Annotated in this window: 23 protein-coding genes; 1 reads left to right on the top strand and 22 read right to left on the bottom strand. The window is 36.3% G+C overall.

The window, feature by feature from the left end; genetic code table 11:
• From plsX to JEM49_RS00020, 4 genes are all read right to left on the bottom strand, one after another.
• The coding region (plsX, locus tag JEM49_RS00005) for a phosphate acyltransferase PlsX (protein ID WP_201872924.1) at nt 1-900 on the bottom strand (900 nt) is incomplete at its 3' end.
• Between the two features lie 19 nt (nt 901-919).
• Nucleotides 920-2,950 (bottom strand): ATP-dependent DNA helicase RecG, encoded by a 2,031-nt coding sequence (recG, locus tag JEM49_RS00010; protein WP_201872927.1) that lies wholly within the window; start codon nt 2,948-2,950, stop codon nt 920-922.
• Nucleotides 2,951-2,953: 3 nt separating this feature from the next.
• On the bottom strand, nt 2,954-4,615 hold the full coding sequence (locus tag JEM49_RS00015; protein ID WP_201872930.1) for a DAK2 domain-containing protein: 1,662 nt from the start codon (nt 4,613-4,615) through the stop codon (nt 2,954-2,956).
• Between the two features lie 21 nt (nt 4,616-4,636).
• Nucleotides 4,637-4,999, bottom strand: a complete 363-nt coding sequence (locus JEM49_RS00020) for an Asp23/Gls24 family envelope stress response protein (RefSeq protein ID WP_003547910.1) — start codon at nt 4,997-4,999, stop codon at nt 4,637-4,639.
• A 157-nt stretch (nt 5,000-5,156) separates the two neighbouring features.
• Between JEM49_RS00020 and rpmB the strand changes: the two genes are divergently transcribed.
• Nucleotides 5,157-5,342, top strand: a complete 186-nt coding sequence (gene rpmB / locus JEM49_RS00025) for a 50S ribosomal protein L28 (RefSeq protein ID WP_025005840.1) — start codon at nt 5,157-5,159, stop codon at nt 5,340-5,342.
• A gap of 97 nt (nt 5,343-5,439) precedes the next feature.
• Here rpmB and JEM49_RS00030 read toward each other — a convergent pair whose 3' ends face one another.
• The 18 genes from JEM49_RS00030 to JEM49_RS00115 all read right to left on the bottom strand — a co-directional run bounded on the left by JEM49_RS00030 (nt 5,440) and on the right by JEM49_RS00115 (nt 22,732).
• The gene (locus tag JEM49_RS00030) at nt 5,440-5,649 is read right to left on the bottom strand and encodes a hypothetical protein (protein ID WP_087235451.1); all 210 of its coding nucleotides are present in this window, start codon (nt 5,647-5,649) and stop codon (nt 5,440-5,442) included.
• Nucleotides 5,650-5,787: 138 nt separating this feature from the next.
• Nucleotides 5,788-6,474, bottom strand: coding sequence for a thiamine diphosphokinase (locus JEM49_RS00035; RefSeq protein WP_201872934.1), 687 nt, complete (start codon nt 6,472-6,474; stop codon nt 5,788-5,790).
• Nucleotides 6,474-7,124, bottom strand: a complete 651-nt coding sequence (gene rpe, locus JEM49_RS00040; RefSeq protein WP_056945477.1) for a ribulose-phosphate 3-epimerase — start codon at nt 7,122-7,124, stop codon at nt 6,474-6,476. Before rpe ends, JEM49_RS00035 begins: the two co-directional genes overlap by 1 nt.
• A 12-nt stretch (nt 7,125-7,136) precedes the next feature.
• Entirely contained in the window at nt 7,137-8,027 is an 891-nt protein-coding gene (gene rsgA / locus JEM49_RS00045) for a ribosome small subunit-dependent GTPase A (RefSeq protein WP_087176438.1), read from the bottom strand.
• On the bottom strand, nt 8,028-10,043 hold the full coding sequence (gene pknB, locus JEM49_RS00050; RefSeq protein WP_201872937.1) for a Stk1 family PASTA domain-containing Ser/Thr kinase: 2,016 nt from the start codon (nt 10,041-10,043) through the stop codon (nt 8,028-8,030). It lies immediately after the preceding gene.
• Nucleotides 10,033-10,788, bottom strand: coding sequence for a Stp1/IreP family PP2C-type Ser/Thr phosphatase (locus tag JEM49_RS00055; RefSeq protein ID WP_025005845.1), 756 nt, complete (start codon nt 10,786-10,788; stop codon nt 10,033-10,035). The genes pknB and JEM49_RS00055 overlap by 11 nt, the downstream gene beginning before the upstream one ends.
• 4 nt (nt 10,789-10,792) lie before the next feature.
• Entirely contained in the window at nt 10,793-12,157 is a 1,365-nt protein-coding gene (gene rsmB / locus JEM49_RS00060) for a 16S rRNA (cytosine(967)-C(5))-methyltransferase RsmB (RefSeq protein WP_201872939.1), read from the bottom strand.
• Complete coding sequence (gene fmt / locus JEM49_RS00065) at nt 12,108-13,052, bottom strand: methionyl-tRNA formyltransferase (protein ID WP_201872941.1); 945 nt, start codon at nt 13,050-13,052, stop codon at nt 12,108-12,110. Before fmt ends, rsmB begins: the two co-directional genes overlap by 50 nt.
• 12 nt (nt 13,053-13,064) lie before the next feature.
• On the bottom strand, nt 13,065-15,464 hold the full coding sequence (priA, locus tag JEM49_RS00070) for a primosomal protein N' (RefSeq protein WP_087176434.1): 2,400 nt from the start codon (nt 15,462-15,464) through the stop codon (nt 13,065-13,067).
• Nucleotides 15,465-15,513: 49 nt separating this feature from the next.
• The gene (gene rpoZ / locus JEM49_RS00075; protein WP_003627587.1) at nt 15,514-15,738 is read right to left on the bottom strand and encodes a DNA-directed RNA polymerase subunit omega; all 225 of its coding nucleotides are present in this window, start codon (nt 15,736-15,738) and stop codon (nt 15,514-15,516) included.
• Nucleotides 15,739-15,740: 2 nt separating this feature from the next.
• Nucleotides 15,741-16,355, bottom strand: a complete 615-nt coding sequence (gmk, locus tag JEM49_RS00080; protein WP_025005848.1) for a guanylate kinase — start codon at nt 16,353-16,355, stop codon at nt 15,741-15,743.
• Between the two features lie 136 nt (nt 16,356-16,491).
• Nucleotides 16,492-16,932, bottom strand: a complete 441-nt coding sequence (locus JEM49_RS00085; RefSeq protein ID WP_025005849.1) for an ASCH domain-containing protein — start codon at nt 16,930-16,932, stop codon at nt 16,492-16,494.
• Nucleotides 16,925-18,607, bottom strand: coding sequence for a DNA repair protein RecN (gene recN, locus JEM49_RS00090; protein ID WP_025005850.1), 1,683 nt, complete (start codon nt 18,605-18,607; stop codon nt 16,925-16,927). The genes JEM49_RS00085 and recN overlap by 8 nt, the downstream gene beginning before the upstream one ends.
• 10 nt (nt 18,608-18,617) lie before the next feature.
• Nucleotides 18,618-19,430, bottom strand: coding sequence for a TlyA family RNA methyltransferase (locus JEM49_RS00095; protein WP_056945479.1), 813 nt, complete (start codon nt 19,428-19,430; stop codon nt 18,618-18,620).
• Nucleotides 19,431-20,300 (bottom strand): polyprenyl synthetase family protein, encoded by an 870-nt coding sequence (locus tag JEM49_RS00100; RefSeq protein WP_201872943.1) that lies wholly within the window; start codon nt 20,298-20,300, stop codon nt 19,431-19,433.
• A 1-nt stretch (nt 20,301) separates the two neighbouring features.
• Nucleotides 20,302-20,544: an exodeoxyribonuclease VII small subunit gene (locus JEM49_RS00105; protein WP_025005852.1), complete on the bottom strand. Its 243-nt coding sequence runs from the start codon at nt 20,542-20,544 to the stop codon at nt 20,302-20,304.
• Nucleotides 20,545-20,546: 2 nt separating this feature from the next.
• Entirely contained in the window at nt 20,547-21,890 is a 1,344-nt protein-coding gene (gene xseA, locus JEM49_RS00110) for an exodeoxyribonuclease VII large subunit (RefSeq protein ID WP_025005853.1), read from the bottom strand.
• A complete protein-coding gene (locus JEM49_RS00115; protein ID WP_201872945.1) occupies nt 21,887-22,732 on the bottom strand; it encodes a bifunctional methylenetetrahydrofolate dehydrogenase/methenyltetrahydrofolate cyclohydrolase in 846 nt (281 codons plus the stop codon). The genes xseA and JEM49_RS00115 overlap by 4 nt, the downstream gene beginning before the upstream one ends.
• Between the last annotated feature and the right edge of the window lie 23 nt (nt 22,733-22,755).

Below are 22,755 nucleotides of genomic sequence, written 5' to 3' on the forward strand. Positions count from 1 at the left end.
GCCATGAGTTTTAACCACTGGTGCATTAACTCCAAGCAAAACTGCACCGCCATACTTAGCTGTATCAAACTTTGATTTAAGACTTGATAAAGAGCCCTTTACCATCAAAGCTCCTAATTTGGTCATAACACCACCGTTTAACAAGCTATCTTTTAGCAAATGCAAGATTACGCTTGATGTACCTTCAATATTTTTAAGAACAGCATTGCCAGTAAAACCGTCTGTAACTACTACATCAGCTTTGCCTAGTAATAATTCATTCCCCTCAATGTTACCTTGGAAGTTAAGGTCACTATCTTTTAATAATTCATAGGCAGCTTGGTGAACCTCATCCCCTTTATCACTTTCAGAACCATTATTTAATAGCATGATGCGAGGAGTTTGAATACCACGAATTTTTTCAACATAATACGATGCCATTTCTGCCCATTGAAGTAAATATTCAGGTTTGCTCTTAGCATTGGCACCTACATCGACCATATTAAAGCCGTCATCACTATTTTGAACTGGTAAGGTTGGCATTAAGCCTGGACGAGTAATGCCCTTAATACGACCGATGATAAAAATACCACAGGCTAATAATGCACCAGTATTACCTAAAGAAAGAAGAGCATCGGCCTTTCCTTCTTTAACAAAGTTTGCTGCTACAACCATTGAAGAATCTTTCTTTCTTCTAATTGCCTTAACGGGTTCATCTTCATCGACAATCACTTCGGTGGTTGCAACTACGCCCAATTGATCATTAATTTGATCAGCAGGAATTAAATTACGTAATTGTTCTTTATCACCGAATAATAAAAACTTAGTTTCAGGCATTTCATCTTTTGCCTTTAAAACAGCTTCAACGATTGCTTCAGGCGCATTATCTCCGCCCATCGCATCAATAGCAATTGTTCTCAATATAATTCACCACAATCTTTTAAATTCTATTTTGTTCTAATTGTTTATATTCTAGCACTTGTTTAAGTGTCTGATGATCAGCTAATTTCGGATCTTGTTGAACCAATTCTCGTGCCACTTTTTGCGCAACAACCAAGGTATTGTAGTTATTAACTACATCTCCCACGCGAAATTCAGGCAATCCAGATTGAGCTTTACCAAAAAGATCACCCTCGCCACGCATTTTAAGGTCTTCTTCTGCTAATTTAAAGCCATCATTGGTAGCAGCAATTATTTTCATTCTTGCTTTACCAGAATCAGTCTTCGGATCAGCTATAAAAACGCAATAACTTTGCGTCTTACCACGTCCAATTCTTCCGCGAAGCTGATGCAGTTGACTTAATCCGAAACGATCCGCATTATAGATGACCATCATATTGGCATTAGCCACATCGACTCCAACTTCAATTACACTAGTTGTAACCAAAATATTTATTTTTCCACTAGCAAAAGCGGTCATAATTTCGTCCTTTTTAGGACCGGGCATTTGACCATGAAGCAAAACCACATTTTGATTAGGAAAATCATGACTTAACTTAGCATGTAATTCCTCCGCATTCTTTAAATCCAATGTTTCAGATTCAGTAATCAGCGGCGTAACAGCATATATTTGAAAACCTTGTGCAAGTTGCTCCTGCATTTTCTGATAAACATCTTTCATCTGACTACTAGTCTTCCAAGATGAAATGATTGGTTTTCTACCGGCAGGCATATGATGAATTTCAGAAACAGTCATATCTCCATATACTGTTAAAGCCAGCGTTCGAGGAATTGGAGTGGCCGTCATAGCTAGAATATCAGGCTGATCACCTTTATTAATTAAAGCCTGTCTTTGTCCAACGCCAAAACGGTGTTGTTCATCAATGATTACCAAGCCTAACTTTTTAAAAATGACACTGTTCTGAATTAAAGCGTGTGTGCCAATTACCACATTAATCGTGCCATCAGTTAATTCACGATAAATTTCTCTACGCTCGAGTGTTTTGGTATTACCTGTTAATAGAGCAACTCTTACGCCCAAGGGCCTCAGTAATTCATCAATCTTTTTAAAGTGCTGTGTAGCTAAAATTTCAGTTGGCACCATCAAAGCTGCTTGATAACCCGCAGTAATCGCCGCAAAAATAGCATAAACTGCAACAACAGTTTTACCAGATCCTACATCCCCTTGTAACAGACGACGCATTTGACCTGATGAATGCATATCAGCAAAAATTTCATTAACAACTTCTTTTTGATCGTCTGACAATTCAAACGGTAAAGAAGAGGTCAATTGAGCTATTTCTTTTAAATCATAATTTTTAGGATAGCCTGCTTGTTTGCCATCATGGCTAGCCAAAAGAGCTAGCTGCAATTCAAAAATAAAAAATTCTCGAAAGATTGCACTTCTTTTAGCTAGATTTGCTTCAGTACTATTTTTAGGATGATGCATTTTTTGAATAATCTCTTGATCAGTCAACAAACGATATTTTTCTCTAATGCTCTGGGGAACAATATCTTGTACTTTATCTAAGAAACTATCTACCGCTAAATTAATCAAATTAACTAGCTTTTTTTGTTTAACATGACGATTAACAGGATAAATTGGCGCCATGCCACTATCATTTTCTTTTACTGCAACAAATTTAAAGGCAGAAAGACTTTGACGAGCAACATTATATTTACCATAAATTGCTACTTCTTCGCCAATTTCAATCTTGCTCTTAAGCCATGGCTGATTAAAAAAATTGACCATGATTACATCATGGTCAATTCTCATTTTAAAACTTAGGCGACTCTTCTTATAACCAAAACGACTAACAAAAGGTTCGGTGGCTACAATTCCCTTTAGCATTACTTTTTGACCATCCATGATTTGATCTAAAGGCAATGTCTGCAATTCGTCATAACGAAAAGGAAAATAAAAGAGCAAATCATAAATACTATAAATGCCTAAGCTACCTAGATCAGCCGCAGTTTTTGTTCCTACACCTTTTAAATCTGTTACAGGGGCAAATAATGCGTTTTCTATCATTTTTTATTCAACTGATACTAAGAAGTGATATACAGGTTGACCACCATCATGAATTTCAAATTCAAGATCATCATGACTGGCTTCAAGAGCTTCAACAACCTGTTGTGCCTCATCTTCGCTTGCATCACGACCATACATAATAGTGATAATTTCTGAATCTTCATCAAGCATCTTTTCGATCATTTCGGTAGTAGTATTGATCAAATCAGCGTTATCAACCTTAATATTACCGTCGATGATACCAAGGTAATCATTCTTGTGAATTTCTACGTCGTCAATTTCAGTATCACGAGTAGCTTGAGTTACTTCACCTGAAACTACAGTGTCGAGATCTTCTGACATAGCTTCAACGTTATCATCAACGGAAGCATCTGGGTTAAATGAAAGCATTGCAGTAAGACCTTGTGAGATAGTCTTGCTTGGTACGATACCTACTGGAATGTCACTAACTTCTGCAGCTTGCTTAGCAGCCATCACGATATTACCGTTGTTTGGCAAAACAATTGCCTTCCTAGCACCTGACTTCTTGATTGCATCAATAAAGTCTTGGGTTGATGGGTTCATTGTTTGACCACCAGAAATAATCCTGTTTACGCCTTCGCTTTCAAACAATTTTCTAATACCGTTACCAGAAGCTACGGCAATAACAGCAAAGTCAACTGATTCTTGTTGTTCTTCATCTTGATCAACGATGCTTTCGTGTTGGATACGCATGTTGTCGATCTTGATCTTGCCTAATTGACCGAATTGACTACCGTACTTGAAGACATCACCAGGGTGTTCGGTGTGAACGTGAACCTTAGCAATTTCACCATCAGATACAGCTAAAAGTGAGTCGCCCAAACCTGACAAGTGCTTTCTGAATTCTTCCAAATCGAATTTCTTCTTGTTTGGCACGTCAGCGTTAAGGTCAACCATAATTTCAGTACAGTAGCCGTTCTTGATATCTTGAGTAGCTAGTTGACTTTGTACAGAAGATTGGTGGTGCATTGCATTGATCATTTCGTCCATTTCATTTTCATCAGGTTGATATTGATCAGCAAAGTTTTCACCAAGAAGACCTTCTAAGAAGCCTTCATAAATGAACAAAAGTCCTTGACCACCTGAGTCAACAACACCAACTTGCTTCAATACTGGAAGTAAATCTGGAGTTGATTTAAGAGCCTTCTTAGCACCTTCAACAACTGCCTTCATTACTTCAGTAACATCATCAGTGTCATTAGCCTTAGAAGCACCTTCTTGAGCAGCAACACGAGCTACAGTCAAAATAGTACCTTCGACAGGTTTCATTACTGCCTTATAAGCAGTAGCTACACCATTTGAAAAGGCGTTAGCCAATTCTTGTGCAGTTAAGGTCTTCATGCCTTGAGTAGCTTTGTAAAAGCCGCGGAACAACTGTGAAGTAATAACACCACTGTTACCACGTGCACCCATCAACATTCCTTTAGCTAAGCTTTCAGTCAAATCACCAACATTGCTGCTAGGATTTTCAGAAACGGCTCTTGCCCCACTTTCAATGGTTAAATTCATGTTGGTACCAGTATCACCATCAGGAACTGGGAACACGTTCAATGAGTTAACAAACTCAGCGTTCTTACCAATTCTGTGGGTGGCAACACGCACCATATCTCTAAATTGCTTACTATCTATTTCATTTAAAACCACTATTTAAAACCTCCGCTTACGTTATTCGTCAAGTACCTTTACACTTTGAACGATTACATTAACGGCTTTAGTGTTAATTCCTAATTGATTAGAAAGATTAAATTTAACACTATCTTGAACATTCTTACTTACTTCAGAAATTTTAAGCCCATAGCCTACGATAATGTACACATCAACAGTGATTTCGTTATCTTCTGACTTGACAACAACACCGCGCTTATAGTTGGCACGATTAAGAATTCCATCGAATCCATCACGAATGGCATTTTTTGAAGCCATTCCCACAACGCCATAATTAGACGTAGCTGCGCCACCAACAACAGTTGCGATTACACCGTTTGAAATATCAATCAAACCATCTTTTGTCTTGATCTTAACAGCCATGTTCTTCCTCCGTCTTATTATCTACATATACGATTATTATTTTATCATAGTACTGCCGTAATCAATAAATAAAATACGTCCTAAAAAAAGTTGAATTGCGACAAAACATATGATAACCTAATTAAGTATGACACCATATATAAAGGAGGTTTAGCAAATGGCTAAAGATTACGTAACAGGTAAGAAGACCACATTCGGTAACAAACGTTCACACTCATTGAACTCAGCTCGTCGTGCTTGGAAGCCAAACCTTCAAAAAGTTCGCATTCTTGTTGACGGTAAGCCAAAGCGCGTATGGGTTTCAACCAAGGCTTTAAAGTCTGGTAAAGTTACTCGTGCCTAATAACCAGCCTTGCAGATTTATCTGTAAGGTTTTTTGTTTGCTAAAAATTTTGTACATCAAAAAAGGACAACTGATTTTTCAGCTGTCCTTTTTTAAATTATTTCATAATATTATGATTTTTATCATCATCTGAAATTTCATCAGCCATTCTTTCCTTAATTGGAGTATAGGCATATTCAGTAATCATTTCGCCCAATTTAGTTGGCAAGCCCAAGTCTTGGTAAGTAACGTTTCTAGCAAGGCCATTAATAGTTGCTACTTCCTTCTTCTTTTTCTTATCAAAAACGTGAACATGGTTTTTGTGCATTTAATTTTCTACATTTTGTTTTGCGCGATCAAGTCTTGCTTCATAGCGACCATCTTCAAAAGCGACCACATTCTTTTCAAAATCAATATATTTCATAATTAATCCTCGATTCCTTTTCCTCTATATTTAAACCAATCATTAAAGATTATGAAAGCGATTAACATCTTTTGAATAAATCGCCGCAAGCATCCCTTTTTCAAAATTAATTTCAAATTGAGAAGTATTCGGCAAAAATTCATTTGAAGAAAACACTCGTGGATAATCACCAGAATAATGGTGCAACTCATAACGGGCACCTAAAATATTAAAATCTTTAATTGCAGTTAAAACAGCAAAACCAATATATGGGTACTCTGATACTTTCTTTATTACATGACGTCCCGGATTGAAAAGGACAATTTCATTTTGCTTATCCATTATTGAGACCTGTTCAGCGAATTGTCGCAGAGATGGATCGAGCAGCATTAATAAATTAATTAAAAAATGATCTATTCTGCCCCCTGTTGCACCCAAAATATTTAAATTATCAATCTGATAATCATCAAAAACTGTATGCAGCATCAATTCAGAATCAGTCAAATCTTTAACCGGATTTGAATAACGAATATCTCTTACATTACTTTCAATTTCCGCTAGATCTGCTTTTTTTAATGAGTCAAAATCCCCCAGCGCTACATCAGGAGTTATTCCTAATTCTTCTAAGTACAAAGAACCACGATCTACTCCAACAATAAGATTATTCGTCTTTCTTGCATCTTTAAGTATTTCTTTGATGTTAACAGGCCACAAATCTGTTGGTCCACCTAATAATGCATATGCTTCCATTACTTAATAATTTTTTCTAATTTATGTACTTGATTTGCAATATTACCATTTTCATATAAATAAGAGCCAACTACAAAGACATCAGCACCTGCATCTTTGGCAATTTTAATCGTACGGTCATTAATGCCACCATCAACTTCAATTGCCATGTTTGGTCCTACAATTTCTCTGACTTGCTTAATCTTCTCAGCTGAATCAGCAATAAAGCTTTGACCACCAAAACCAGGATTGACGGTCATGACTAAAACTTGTTTAATTTTTGGCAAAAATTTTTCGACAACGTCAGCTGGAATATCCGGTTTAATTGCTAAAACAGCCTCAACTCCATTAGAAGCCAAATAATCAAGCCAATAATTCAGCTTGGATTCACTCATCGCACCATAATGCAGCTCCATGATATCTGCTCCGGCTTCAACAAAGGCTGGAATAAGATCATCAGGATTATTACTCATAAAGTGAATCTCAGCATCTGTCATGGGAAATTCACGTTTAAAATCACTAATTAATTGTGGTCCAAAAGATAAATTTGGCACAAAATGTCCATCCATAATATCGATATGGAAACGATCAATGCCTACTGCAACAGCATCTTTAATATTTTCTTTTAAATTTAAATTATCTGCGTTCAAAATTGATGGCGCAATAATCATTTTCTTCTCCTATTATTTTAAATATTCGGGTAATCGGCCTTCACTAATTTCTGTCCGCATTGCCAGATAATCATCATAACGATGAGGCATTATTTGGCCTTCTTCAAGCAACTTTTTAACTTCACAGCCAGGCTCCTTTAAATGTTGGCACCCTCTAAATTTACATTTGCTGCTAGCACGTTTAAATTCAACGAAATAGTTACATAATTCATTCAATTTGATCGGTGTTAAATCAATCGAAGAAAAACCTGGTGTATCAGCTAAGAAACCTTCACCTAATTTAAATAATTCGACTTTTCTAGTAGTATGCTTACCACGGTTTAAACTAGTAGAAATTGCTCCCGTTGCCTGATTAGCATCCTTCTTCAAATGGTTAAGTAAAGTAGATTTACCTGCACCAGATTGTCCTGCCAATGTCCAAATTTGCCCCGCTTTAATCATTTGAGGAATTTGAGCTTCTACATCATGATAATCAGTAAACACTGGATAACCAATTTCTTGATAATATGATAGTTCTTCTTTAATTTTAGCTAACTTGTCACCTTTTAATAAATCGCTTTTAGATAAATAAATAGTGACTTGTACTTTTTGCCAAGAAAAGAAAGTTAAAAAGCGATCCAATAATTCTAAAGAAAAATCAGGTTCAACCGCAGAAATAACTAACAATACATGGCTGACATTGGCTACAGCGGGACGACCAATTCTGTTGAGTCGCGGTAAAATCTTTACCAAGTAACTCATACCCTGATCATCTATTTGAATTTCTACATGATCACCTACTGCAGGTTTTTGCTTTTTTTGACGAAAAACGCCGCGAGCACGCGTTCTAACGATACCCGCAGCAGTTTCCACATCATAATAACCAGCAATTAACCCGACAACGGTTCCTTCTGCTAGTTTCATTTATTTTGTCACCTTTTCATTCAAAACAGTTTCTCCGTTACGAACTACGCGCAACTGGCCGTTTCCATCCTTAATTGAAAATGGAATTGAGAAACTCATATCACGTTTAATATATAAGTCACGATAGATATTACTCAAGGAGTGATCATCATCTTTGATATAAATCTGAACATGGTCGCCTTTACTATTGTCTTCCTTAGTGTCAATTTCTCCACTTTTACCATCGGATTTATCATCCTTTTTCAGATCGCTGCCAACATAATTAACAGTAAATGTCTTCGTAACAGTAGTATCTTTTTCTTCTTTTGGACCGCGTGAAACTTTAATGGTTACCGTAGATCCACGATCAACCTTAGTACCCGCTTCCGGCTGCATTGAGATAACCAAACCTCGCTCAACTTCATCAGAATATTCTTGATTAATCTGTAAAGTTAAGCCATGTTCCTTAGCATAATCTTGCGCACTCTTTAATGAGTAATTTTGCAAATCTTTTAAGGTAACGGTATTTATCTTTGGCTTTATCTGTTTTCCTCGAGAAACCACCAAAGTAATTGTAGTCTGCGTTGGTTTTACTTCTACACCAGCAGCAATACTCTGAGAAATGATGTTGCCTTTAGCCATTTTATTTGAATATTGATCTTCTCTAACAACATCGAAGCCTTGATTTTCTAATTTTTCTGCAGCTTCATCGTAATTATCCCCGACTACATCAGGTACCTTTACCATGCTGGTACCACTAGAAACAATTAAAATGATAGCCTTTCCTTGATCCACTCTATTACCGGCTGCTGGTTTAGTACCAATTACATGACCTTTTTTAATGTCATCAGACTGGCGTCTAATTACTTTTCCCACTTGTAACCCGGCGGCTTCTAACCGTTTTTCAGCACGCTTTTCAGTTATATTAGTTACATCAGGAATATGAACTTGACGTGGTTTATTATTATTGCCACTTAGTGCGAAAATCATAATAAAAATAATTAATCCAGCGGCAATAACTGAAAAAATCCACCACCATTTATGACTTTTAACATTTTGCCAAAAGTCTTTTTTCTTTTCCTTTTTATCAGGTTTATTTTCCTCTTCAGATTCTACAGTCTGCTCTTTTTCAGGGGCTTTAAAACCTGGCAGAACGATTGTTTTATCATTATTGTTACCATGATTAGGCACAAAAACCGGCTCATCTGCTCTTTCGGGATCTAAGCTACTATCTAGGTCAGCCTGCATGGCTTGTGCTGTAGCATATCGATCTCGTGGATCCTTAGCAGTTGCTTTTAACACAACATTTTCTAATGCTTGCGGAACACTTTGATCCTTCTTTCTAATAGAAGGTATTGGTTCCTGCGCGTGTTTTAACGCAATTGAAACAGGAGTATCACCATTAAACGGCACAGTGCCTGTAATCAATTCATACAGAATAATCCCTAAAGAATAAATATCGGACTGCTTAGTAACCAATCCGCCTCTAGTTTGTTCAGGTGACATATAATGAACTGATCCCATGACAGAATTAGTCTGCGTCACAGAGCTCTGATTCAAGGCAACCGCAATACCAAAATCAGCAATCTTAATATTGCCTCTCTTGTCCATCAAAATATTTTGTGGTTTAAGATCACGGTGGATGACATTATGTTTATGAGCCAAAGCAACTGCACTTAGAATTTGATCCATAATGCGAATCACTTCATGCAAATCCAAAGGAGCATTTTGACGAATATACTCTTTCAAATCTGGACCATCAACATATTCCATTACCATATATGGCAATCCATGATCAGTTCCTACATCAAGAACAGAGACAATATTAGGATGACTTAATTCACTAGTGGCTAAAGCCTCTCTTTGAAAACGAGCTTGTGTTTGAGGTTCATTTTGTAAATCTAACCGTAATATTTTAACTGCTACTTTACGTTGCAGAATAATATCTTCAGCCAGATAAACATTGGCCATACCGCCTTCGCCTAAAGTATCAATAATGCGATAACGTTCACCAAGCAGATAACCTTTATCGATCACTGCTCTCGTCCTCCTTATTCCAAATTAGGCAAACGGTAATATTATCACCACCACCTAATCGATTGGCTTCACTAATTAATTTATTGCATCGTTCTTTTAAGCTTAATTCTTTTGTAGCTAAAACTTGTTGTATTTGTGGATCACTGAGTGAGTTCGTTAATCCATCAGTACATAGCAAAATGATGTCGTCATCATCAAGCTTAATTTCCTTAACTTCAGGATCAATTGTACTAGATACACCTAGGGCTTGAGTAATGATGTTCTTTTGGGGATGATGCTTAGCCTGTTCCTTAGTAATTTGCCCCATTTTGACTAGCTCATTAACTAAAGAATGATCTTCAGTTAATTGGACAAACTTTCCTTCGGAATAACTATAAGCACGTGAATCGCCCAAATGAGCTATCAACGCATTATCCTTAAATGCAAAAGCTAAAACAATTGTCGTACCCATTCCATTTAAGTCAGGAAATTTATCAGCTGTTTTTAAAATTGTTTCATTTTCAGAATTTAATTGCACATCTAGCCATTTTCGAGCAATATTAGCATCAGTAAAATCTGTTATGCCAAAATTATGTCCTAAGTGAGTGACAGCCATTGTAGAGGCCACATCGCCGCCTTGATGGCCACCCATACCATCACAAACAATTGCTAAGGTAATTCCCTTACGATTCTCAAAAACTTGTACAAAATCTTGATTGCTTTTTCGTACCTTGCCGATACTTGAAGCGTATGCTGTTTCAATCAAAAATCTAACCTCGTAATCTAAATTTTGCAATGAAAAATCCATCATTGCCATCTTGATCAGGCATTATTTTTAACATTCCTGTCTTGGACTCAAGCTTGCTTAATAAAAATGGTTTTAATTCAAAATCAGGATGAGTTCGCAAGAATTGCTTAACTACTTCTTCATTTTCTTCCATTGAAATTGAACAAGTTGAGTATACTAATTCTCCCTCAACTTTTAACAATGTGCTAACAGAATCTAAAATCCCTAACTGAATTTTTTGTAAGCTCTTCAAATCTTGCAAACTCTTGGTATAACGAATCTCAGGCTTGCGTCTTAATAGTCCCAAACCTGAACATGGAGCATCAACTAAAATTTTAGTGAACTTACCTGCATTAAACATTTCTTGCGCTTTTCTAGCATCACATGCCTTAGTTGTTACTTTGTCCGACACATGCATGCGGCGAGCATTTTCTTTTACTAGACGTAATTTCTTTTCATGAATGTCTAGTGCAGTTACATCACCAGTGATATTTTCAGCAATCTGGACAGTTTTCCCGCCAGGTGCACTACATGCATCTAAAACATGTTCAGCTTGATTTTTATCAAAATCAAAAGCTTCTACCACTAAGCTAGCGGCTTCATCTTGAATTGTCAACTCTCCTTGTTCAAATAAATCACTTTCGCTAATGCCACCATGACTTAAAACGGCGTCATTAAGAGATAAATTTGACCATTTCGGTTGATATCCTTCTTTTGTTAATTGATCAAAAACCTGATTTTTATCTGCTAGTGATGAAATTCGCACACTATTTTTGGCTGGTTCATTAATACTGCTTAAAACTGATTTTGCTTTTTGCATTCCCCAATTGTCAATTAAATACTTAACTAACCATTTAGGAACGCTTTCTTTAATACTTAAATATTTAACGGTATCCTTTTCATCAGGTAAAATCACACCGCGTCTAATAAATGCACGCAAGATTCCGTTCACTACTCTATAGCCTGAAGAATGATGTTTGCCAAACTGCTTAGCTAGTTTATTAGCTTCATCTAGTACAGCACGGTTAGGAACCTTGTCTAAGAATATTATCTGATAAAGTGACATCAACAAGAGCGGCTTCAAATATTTTTCAGTGATTTTTGTTTTAAGCAAACCGGTCAATTGATATTCCAAAAAAAGGCGATATTGAATCGTTCCGTAAACAATTCTAGTTGCTAAATTTTGATCAGCAATCGATAAATCAGAATGCTTTAAACTATTGTTCAAACTAATATTTGAATATGAGCCATTTTTTAAGACTTTAATTAAAGTATCTAAGCTAATTGCACGGGCACCTTTATTTGTCGACAATTTCTTCTCCTGGGGCAAATTTACTACCTTGACCATTTAAAAAGTTCTTAATATCCATCTTCTTCTTGCCGCTTGGTTGTACCTCGAGCAAGTTTAAAACAGTACCATTAGCAAAGCTAATTGCAAAGCGGCCCTTATTAGCTACTACGCAACCTGGCTTTAAATCAGTACTATCCTTAGCAACTTCTGCTTTCCAAACCTTGAAGCGCTTGCCTTCAAGCATCATATAAGCACCTGGATCTGGATTAAGAGCACGGATCATATTGTTAGCTTCAGCAGCTGTCATAGTAGGAACGATGCGTTCTTGTTCTTTAGTAATATTAGGTGAAAAGACTACCTTATCTGGATCTTGAGGAATCTTTTTAACGCTGCCATCAATAATCGAAGGTAAAGTCTTCAAAAGTAAGTCTCTACCTACAATTGATAATTTATTAAATAAAGTTCCTGCATTGTCATCTGGCTCAATCTTAATTGCTTTTTGAGAATAAATATCACCAGCATCCATTTTCTTTACCATTTCCATAATGGTGATACCAGTTTCTGCATCCCCATTAATGAGTGAATATTGAATTGGTGCACCACCACGATATTTTGGCAAAAGTGAACCATGGACATTAACAGCAGCAATTTTTACTGAGTTTAAAAACTTAGTTGGCAAGAACTGACCGTATGCGGCGGTGACGATTAAGTCAGCATGCATATCAATCAATTGTTGCATTTCTTCTGAGCCAGACAATTTCACTGGTTGAAAAACAGGTAAATTATGCTTTTCTGCAGCAATTTTAGCTGGGGTCTTAGTGATCTTTTGTTTACGACCAACCTTTTTATCAGGCTGCGTTACAACAGCCTTAATTTCATAATTATTTTTGATTAAGCCTTCTAATACTGGAACTGAAAACTCTGGTGTTCCCATGAATATTACTGATGTCATTAAAACAACTCCTTACATTACTCTTTCTGGCTCATTATCGATAAAAATACTTAAACCATATTTCTTAGCTTCTTGAGCAGAATCTTGAACATGGTGCAATAGTTTATTTAAATTTGGTTCTTTTTTATATTTTACCAGTATTTGGTAATAATATTGATTTTTTACTCTAGAAATTGCACTTGGCGATGGTCCTAAAATTATTGCTTGATTATTTAAATGCTGCAATAAATATCTTTTTATCTTGAATGCTTCTCTAGCCGCATTTTGCTCTTTTTTAGCAGCAACTGATATTAATACTGTATAAAAATATGGTGGGTAATTGCCAGCATGACGCATATGCATTTCATAACCATAAAATCTTTCATAATCCTGCGTTTGTGCCAATTGAATGGCATAGTGTTCTGGATTATAAGTTTGAATTAAAACTTCGCCTTCCTTGTCAGCACGACCTGCACGTCCTGCGACTTGCGTCAGCAACTCAAATGTTTTTTCTGATGCATTATAATCCGATAACCATAATCCCGTATCTGCGTTAATTACGCCAACTAAAGTTACATTTGGAAAATCTAATCCTTTAGCAATCATTTGAGTTCCTAACAAAATATCCGCCTCATGGTTACCAAATGAATCCAAAATCCGCTTATAACTGCCTTTTCTCCTAGTTGTATCAACATCCATTCTTAAAATTCTAGCTCCTGGTAAAAGTTCTTCAAGTTCTTCTTGAACTTTTTGGGTTCCAGTACCTAAAAAACGGATTTTTGAACTTTGACAATTAGGACACCGAGTAGGAATTGGCTCTGTATGTCCGCAATAGTGACATTGCATGCTATTAGTATCTTTATGCAAATTAAGTGAAACATCACAATTAGGACATTTCAAAACAAAACCACATTCCCGGCAAAGCATGAAATTAGCAAATCCTCGCCGATTAAGCATCAAGATGACTTGCTCTTTTTTCTCTAGTCTTTTCTTAATTGCATCGACTAATTCAACAGACAAGTCAAATTGCCCACCTGCAAATTGAACATGCTTAAGATCAATCAAATTAACTTTAGGTAATTTTTTATGATTTGCACGTTTAGTTAAACGTAATAGATGATATACATCTTTTTGAGCACGTGCTCGACTTCCTAGTGATGGAGTAGCACTTCCTAGTACTAATGGACAATGGTGATATTTACTACGCCAGAGTGCCACATTTTTAGCATTATAACGAGGATTGGTCTCTTGTTTATATGATGATTCATGCTCTTCATCAATTATGATTAATCCAATATTATCTAGCGGAACAAAAACTGCACTTCTTGCTCCAACTACTACTTGAATTTCACCACGACGAATTCTACGCCATTCGTCATATTTTTCCCCTTCAGATAAAGCACTATGTAAAACGGCCACTTTATCACCAAAACGTGCCTTTACTTGCTTTACCATTTGCGGTGTTAACGAAATTTCTGGCACTAGCATCAAGGCATTTCTTCCTTGAGCTAAAGCTTGTCCAATTGCATGCAAATATACTTCTGTCTTCCCACTACCAGTAATTCCTTCAAGTAAAAAGGTCTCTGCATTACGCTGATCAATTGCGCTATTAATTTGGTCCAACGCAGCCTGTTGTTCATCATTTAAAGTCACTGGAACTGGCTTTTTTTCATCTTCAAAACCAGCTAAGGGATTACGATAAACTTCGACAGCTTTTCTTTTTAACCAACCTTTTTTAACAGCTGAATTTAAATTAGCAGCCGATAAGCCTAACCCTTTTATCAAATCACTTTGACTTTTAGGATAATCATCTTTATTTTCAATAATATCCATCATCAATTGCTTTTGCTTAACCGCATTTTGACGCAAAGTATTGTAAATCTTGGTGTATTCTGCAGAATCTAGCGCTAATTCATACTGATTTTCTTTTTTCTCTTTAGCTCTATTTTCTACAACATATTCTATTTTGGCATCATCATTTTTCAGCAATTGATGAACTTTTTTTATTTGCTTCAGATCCGTCATTTTAGCTAAATCAATGGGATCACCTTGAAAGAACGGCATCTTTTTAGCTTTTTTATTTGCAGGTACTAACAGTTTACGATAGCCTGCCCGCATTACCCATGGCAACATTGCTTGTAAAATGGTAATTCGATATGAAAAAATATTTTGTGCCAAATTTTCAGACAATTTTATTAATTCTGGTGTAAGTGGTGGCATTTCATCCACTGTCACTAAAAGATCTTTTAACTTACCTGTAAATTGACTTTTTGCCTCTATGCCTACTACAAAGCCTTGCACTTTTCTTCGACCAAACGGTACTATTACTCTTGAACCAATTTTGACATCTTTTTCTAATTCAGCCGGAATATGATATTCAAAAATACGATCTGTTTGCTTGGTTGCAACATCAACAATAACCTGAGCAATCATCTAATCACCTGTAAAAAAGACCTCCACCCAAAGGATGAAGGTCAGTAAATTAGTCTTCGAGGTTAACCTCGGCATGAGCTGGGTCAACCGTTACTTTACCAGCGGCAATTTCTTCAAGTGCCTTACCAACTGCCTTATCACACTTGAAATGATCTAAAGTTGGTGGATCGCCAGCTTCAAGTTCATGTGCTCTCTTAGCAGCAAGTACAGATAATGAATAACGTGAATCAACACGTGACAACAATTTATCAATTGATGGATAAGTAATTCTCATGATTAATCCTCCTTGACCATCTTACGATAGTCATCAATTACACGCTTAACACTGACATGCTCTGCATCAACAATTGCCTTGATATGGTCTACTGCATTAGCAACTGTATCATTTACAACTGCATAATCATATTCTTCCATTTCCAAGATTTCATTTCGAGCTTGTTTAATTCTACCACGAATTACATCTTCTGACTCAGTACCACGATGTTCTAATCGCAGGTGCAATGTATGCAAATCTGGTGGAGTTAAAAAAATGAACACGCCATCAGGCATTTTCTCACGGACCTTAGCGGCACCGTTAACGTCAATCTCCAATAAAACGTCTTTGCCATCATGTAACATCTTTTTTACGGGACCTAATGGCGTACCATAATAATGTCCAACGTAATTATTATATTCTAATAACTCACCATTTTTAATAGCTTCTTGAAAACGTTCTTCACTTACAAAGAAATAATCTTTTCCATCGACTTCGCCGGGACGAGGCTTACGAGTAGTCATTGAAACTGAATACTCAAATGGAAAGACTTTGTTTTCAACAATAGCACTTTTTACAGTTCCTTTACCAACACCTGAAGGACCCGAAAGTACTAATAACAAACCTTTATCTGCCATGCTGAACTCCTCTTAGTAACTATTAATATATCTAGTTTGCACTAAAATCAATAGTTTTTCAAGTTTTCTCTTTATGTAGTTCAACCGTAGACGTCTCAAGGCATCAAAAAAGTAGACTGATAGCCTATTTTTTGCCTCAATCTACTTTTTCAAAAGTCTCACAAACTACTTCAGTATTTTCACTAAAAATAGTGTTTAAATTTTCTCGACATTCCCATGCAAAAAAATTTTCATGAATTTTTCGCCAATAATCATATGAGCGATCTCCTTCACCCTCTAAATATGCATGTTCAGCAGAAACATTTTTAAATGGCATAATTTCCACGGTTTTATTTCGAATTACGCACACTGGTTTATTTTCTCCATTTAAAACAATAGCATATTGACCGACTGTGGGAACATCTTCATCTGGATCATATACGCTTGTAGTAGCGGTTTTAATGCCACGATTAATTAAATCGCTTAATACATCAGCATCTTGGCTATTTCCGCCAAATGCATAAGCACCTTCTAATTCTCCCGGATTAACATGATGTTTTTGACAAAAATCCATCCAAAACTTATTGATACTATTCATCTTTAATACTCTTAATCAAATCAGCAGCGTTCTTTTTAGCCGCATCTGTTACATCTTGTCCTGCCATCATTTGAGCAATTGCAGTAATAGTTTCTTCCTTGCTTAAAGGTCCTATTTGAGTAAACGTAGAACCATCTTTTACTTGTTTTGCAACTAAATAACGTTGATCACCTGCAGCTGCAACCTGTGGAGAGTGGGTTATAGCAATTACCTGCTTGTCTTGACCAATAGAATGCATCTTTTTACCGATTGCGGCAGAAACACGTCCTGAAACACCTGTATCAATTTCGTCAAAGATCATCGTTCCAACAGGTTCAACATGACTAAAGATAGCCTTCAATGCCAATATTAATCTCGATTGCTCACCGCCTGAGACAATTTTTACTAACGGCATTAGATCTTCACCTGGGTTAGGTGCAATCAAGAATACAATTGCATCTGTACCTTTAGCCGTAAAAGTTTTGGTTTCTTCAAAATTAATAGAAAAGCGGGCCTTTTCCATATAAAGATCTGCTAATTCTTGTTTTATTTGCTCTTCTAGTGAATGGGCAACTTTTTCTCGAATTAGGTGCAATTGTCTAGCTTCTTTGGTCATCTTTTCTTCAACTTGTGCCACTTCTGCTTGCAGCTTTTCTTCATCTAAACCGCCAGTTTCAAACTGACCAAGTTCTTTTTGCACTTTAGCGTAAAAAGCAAAGACATCTGCCAACGTTGGACCATACTTTTTCTTCAATGAGTTCAACGTATCTAAACGATTAGTTACATATTGGAAACGTTCTTCATCAAAATCCATCTGATCCATCAAATTAGACAACTCACTACGAGCGTCGTTTAAAGCATACACTCCGTCATCAACAGTTTTAGCAAAATCTTTAAATTTTGAACCAAATTCCGTTAAATCTGTCGCTGCATTTTGTGCATCCCCTAATAACGTTGCAATTCCGTGCTCGTCATCATCGTACAGCTGCATAAAATAATTGGCAGTATCTGCAATTTTTTGATAATTATTTAATTCGTTAAATTCTTCCTCTAATTTTTCATCCTCATCAGGATCTTCCAAATTAGCAGACTCTAACTCATCATTTTGAAATTGAAGAATATCTTGTTTTTGGGCCAATTCTTGTGCATCTTGACGCAAATGACGCAGTTGATTAGTTAACTTTTGCCAATGGCGATAATCCTCTTGATACGCTGATAATTCTTCTTTAAAAGAATCAGATGCATAATCATCAACTAAATCAATTTGACGATCTTGATCCATTAATATTTGCTGATCATGCTGACCATGAATATCAACTAAATAATTGCCGATTTCACGTAAAACATTGATAGTAGTTAATTGACCATTAATACGTACTATATTTCTACCCTTGATGGCTAATTCTCGGCTAATCACTAATTGATCGTCATCATGAGGCAGACCATACTTTTCACAAAGCTCCGCAATCTTTTCTTTTTGATTATCAAGTACAAACAAACCCGTAATTACAGCCTTTTGTTCTCCAGAACGGATCATCTCTTTTTGACTACGGCTTCCCATCAATAATGAAACCGCATCAATGATTATTGATTTACCAGCACCAGTTTCACCGATAATCACGGTCATTTTTTCTTGAAAGCGAACTTTTAAGCTTTTAATAATCGCAAAATTTTTAATATCTAGTTCAACTAGCATTTTTCCACTCCTAGAGACTATTTACAGCACGTTCTACTACTTCTGCTGGGGTACTTGACCACAAATTACGACCACCGTTAGCTTCGTCTTTTTGCAAATGAATCAAAAATTCAATGTTTCCTTTACCACCTTTAATTGGTGAATAATCAACATCTAAAACATTAAAACCAATTTCCATTGCCTTTTGCATAGTATGTTCAATTACATTTTTATGGACTTCATGATCGTGAACAATACCATGCTTACCAACGTTTTCTGGACCTGCCTCAAATTGTGGCTTAATTAGACAAACAGCATCACATTGATCCTTTAGGATTTCATACATTGGCGGCATGATCAAATCAAGTGAAATAAACGAAACATCAGTCATCGCAAAATCAGGTAAGCCTTGATTAAAATCTTCAGGTTTAGAATAACGGAAATTCTGCTTCTCCATTACTACTACACGTGGATCATCTCTTAATTGCCAAGCTAATTGATTGTAGCCTACATCTAACGCATAAACCATCTTGGCCCCGTTTTGCAGAGCAACATCGGTAAAGCCACCAGTTGAAGCTCCAATATCTAAACAAATCTTATCTTGTAAGTCGATGTCAAAAACCTTCAATGCTTTCTCAAGTTTGAAACCACCACGAGAAACATATTTTTTACCATCATCTTTGACGTAAAACTTCTCGCCTTCAGGGAACTTAGTTCCGCTCTTATCAATTCTTTGATGATTATGATCTGAAACTAAGCCCGCCATAATTGCTCTTTGCGCAGCAGAACGAGAATGAAAGATTCCTTGTTCAGCTAATAAAACATCTGCTCTTTGCTTTGCCATTTACAACACCTTTTGATATAGATTCAAAAAACCAGCTAATACTTCTCCATTCAAGCCATGCAAATCATCTTTAGCTTGATCAATCAAATCCTTTAATTCCTTCCGGCTTTGATTAATTCCCAATAAAGTTAAAGTATTATTTTTGCCTTCTTCTTTATCCTTATGAGTAGCTTTGCCGGCTTCTTCACTTGTCTCAACCACATCAACTAAGTCATCATAAATTTGATATGAACGACCAAATGCTTTGGCAAAATCGATTAATTTAACTTGTTCAATATCGCTAGCCTTAGCATAAGTAGCTGCCATTTCCACACTGGCTTGAATTAAACAACCAGTTTTTAGCCATTCCATCTTGTTGATAAACTTAGCGTCATCAGCCACACTTGCATTATTAGTGGAATCAATATCAAGATATTGACCACCAACCATACCGTTAGGCCCAACTGCCTGTGTAATGATGGTAACTAACTTGGCAGAACGACTGCCTTCTGCTATCCATTGAATGCCTAATGGTAAGAGTGCATCCCCAGCTAAAATAGCCTCAGCTTCACCCCATTTTTTATGACTAGTTAACTTACCACGACGATAATCATCATTATCCATTGCAGGTAAGTCATCATGAATCAAAGAATATGTGTGAATTAATTCAATCCCACAAGCAATTCTAATTTCAGGCTCTTCTATTTTGCGTCCTAATGTATTCAAGATTGCCAAAAACAAAAGGGGTCTTAATCTTTTACCACCAGCCATAACTGAATAAGCCATGATCTGACTAATTTTCTTGTCATCAACCTCTGAAGCTAAATGTTTAGCTAGATAATCATCAATTACTGGTGTCCAATCTTCTTTAAAATATTTAAATGCTGTCATATTAATCCTCTGGAGCTGCTGCATTATTTGGATCTAGTTCATGTTCAGTACCATCACTATCAATCAACTTAGCTACAGTTTCTTCTGCACTAGTCAACTTTTTATCTAGTTCACGACTAATCTTTACTCCTTCTTGAAATTCCTTTAAAGCATCTTCAAGTGGTACATTTCCGTTTTCAAGATTAGTGACAATTTTTTCTAAACTATTTAATTGTTCTTCAAAATTATTTTTCTTTGTTGGCATATTTATTTCCTTACCTCTGTAACTGTTGCTGTAACTTGTCCATCTTTAAAATGAAGATTTAAATGATCATCTTTTTTAATTTGATCAACTGAACTAATAGTTTCTCCATCTTCATTAGTAGTATAAACAAAGCCACGTTCTAAAGTTTTAAGTGGACTATAATCATCAAGTTGTTGAACTACTTTACTAAAATCACTACGCTTACTCTTTAGATAATGACGCATATTGTCATTTAACTGTTTAGTCAAAAAATTTTCTTGTTGTTTCATTCCTGCAATTTGCTTATCAGGACTAACGCTGAGCAAACGCTGTTTTAATAAACGATAATTTTGCAAAGAATTATTCACTTTATTTTGAATACTATTTTGCAGGCGCTGCTTTAATAAATCAACTTGTTGAATTTGTTGATCATAAAGTCGGGTAGGTTCTCTCATAATTACAGAGTTTTTAATTCGATTTAAACGATCACGTTTTTGGCTAATATTATTTTGCATTCCTGCAATTAACCGACTCTGTAATTGATGAATTCCTGCCAATTCATCTGCCAAATTAGGCGTCGCATACTCAGCGGCTGCAGTTGGCGTAGCCGCCCGTGCATCAGCTACTAAATCACATAAAGTAGTATCTGTTTCGTGTCCTACTGATGAAATAACCGGCATTGGCATTGCATAAACTTGCCGTACTACTTCCTCTTCATTAAAAGGCCACAAATCTTCTAGTGATCCACCACCACGACCAATAATCATGACATCATATTTATCGCCTTGTGCAGCAATCTGGCGCATGGCTTTAACTAATGAATCAGCCGCAGTATCGCCTTGTACTTGTGCTGGGAATAGATCAATTTCCGCATGAGGAAAGCGGCGGTTAGCTGTCACCATAATATCATGAATAACAGCTCCAGAAGCACTAGTTACGACTGCGATCCTATCAGGAAAACGTGGCAGTTTTCTTTTATGCTCTGGATTAAATAAGCCTTCCTTAGCTAATTTAGCTTGAAGTTGCTTTAATTGTTCATAAAGCGCTCCAAGCCCGGCCGGTTCCATATTCTCCGCATAAAACTGATATGAGCCCTGTGGTCCATAAACGCTAACATAGCCAACTACATATACCTTCATTCCTTCTTCAGGCTTGAATTTCACCTTATCAAAGTAGGAACGAAACATCACCACATTAATTTTAGACTTTTCATCTTTTAATGAAAAATACTGATGTGAATTTCGGCGATAACGAAAGTTAGACAATTCACCTTGCAAAAACACCTTATGCAAGTAAGGATCATTTTTAAATTTTTGCGTAATATAATAATTTAAATCTGTAACCGTTAAATACTTATTATCGGTCATTTATTTTGTCTCCTAGTCAATTTAACTACTGCTTCCATCAAGAATTGCACAGTTAAGGGACCTACACCACCTGGAACAGGAGTAATATAACTGGTCTTTTCTTTTACTTTATCAAAATCTACATCACCGACTAATTTACCATCAACGTGGTTCATACCAACATCAACCACAACTGCACCATCTTTAACCATATCTGCTTTAACTAAAAATGCCTGACCAGTTGCAGAAACTAAAACATCTGCCTTTTTAGTAATTTCACCCAAATTCTTAGTTCTTGAGTGCGCAATCGTAACTGTAGCATTTTGTTCCAACATTAAAGCTGCTAAAGGCTTACCTACAATATTGCTGCGGCCAATAATTACAACGTTTTTACCTTCAAGTGGAATTTCATAATGCTTAAGTAAAGCAATGATCCCTTCGGCAGTAGCTGGTTCTACAAAATGGTTACCCATCCAAAGATGACCAATATTAGCTGGAGTTAATCCATCTACATCTTTATTAGGATCAATTCTTTCTAGCAAGGCATCCGCATCAATTTGTTTAGGAGCTGGCAATTGTACCATTAAACCATTGATTGCTGGATCTGCATTTAATTTATCAATTAAAGCTAAAACTTCTTCTTGCTTTGTATCAGCCGACATTTGATAGATGTCTTGGATAATACCCATTTTTTCAGCACGACGCTTTTTAGTTCGAACATAGATTTTGCTTGCAGGATCGTCCCCAATATTTATTACGCAAAAATGTGGCGTTATTCCCTCATCTTTTAATTTCTTAACCTTTTCTTTAAGATTTTGACCTAATAAATTTGCAAATGCCTTACCATCAAGAATTTTTCCCATTATTTTTTCTCCTTATTACTAAA

The organism is Lactobacillus sp. A27 (assembly GCF_016742815.1).
In the GTDB taxonomy this organism is placed as follows: Bacteria; Bacillota; Bacilli; order Lactobacillales; family Lactobacillaceae; genus Lactobacillus; species Lactobacillus gallinarum.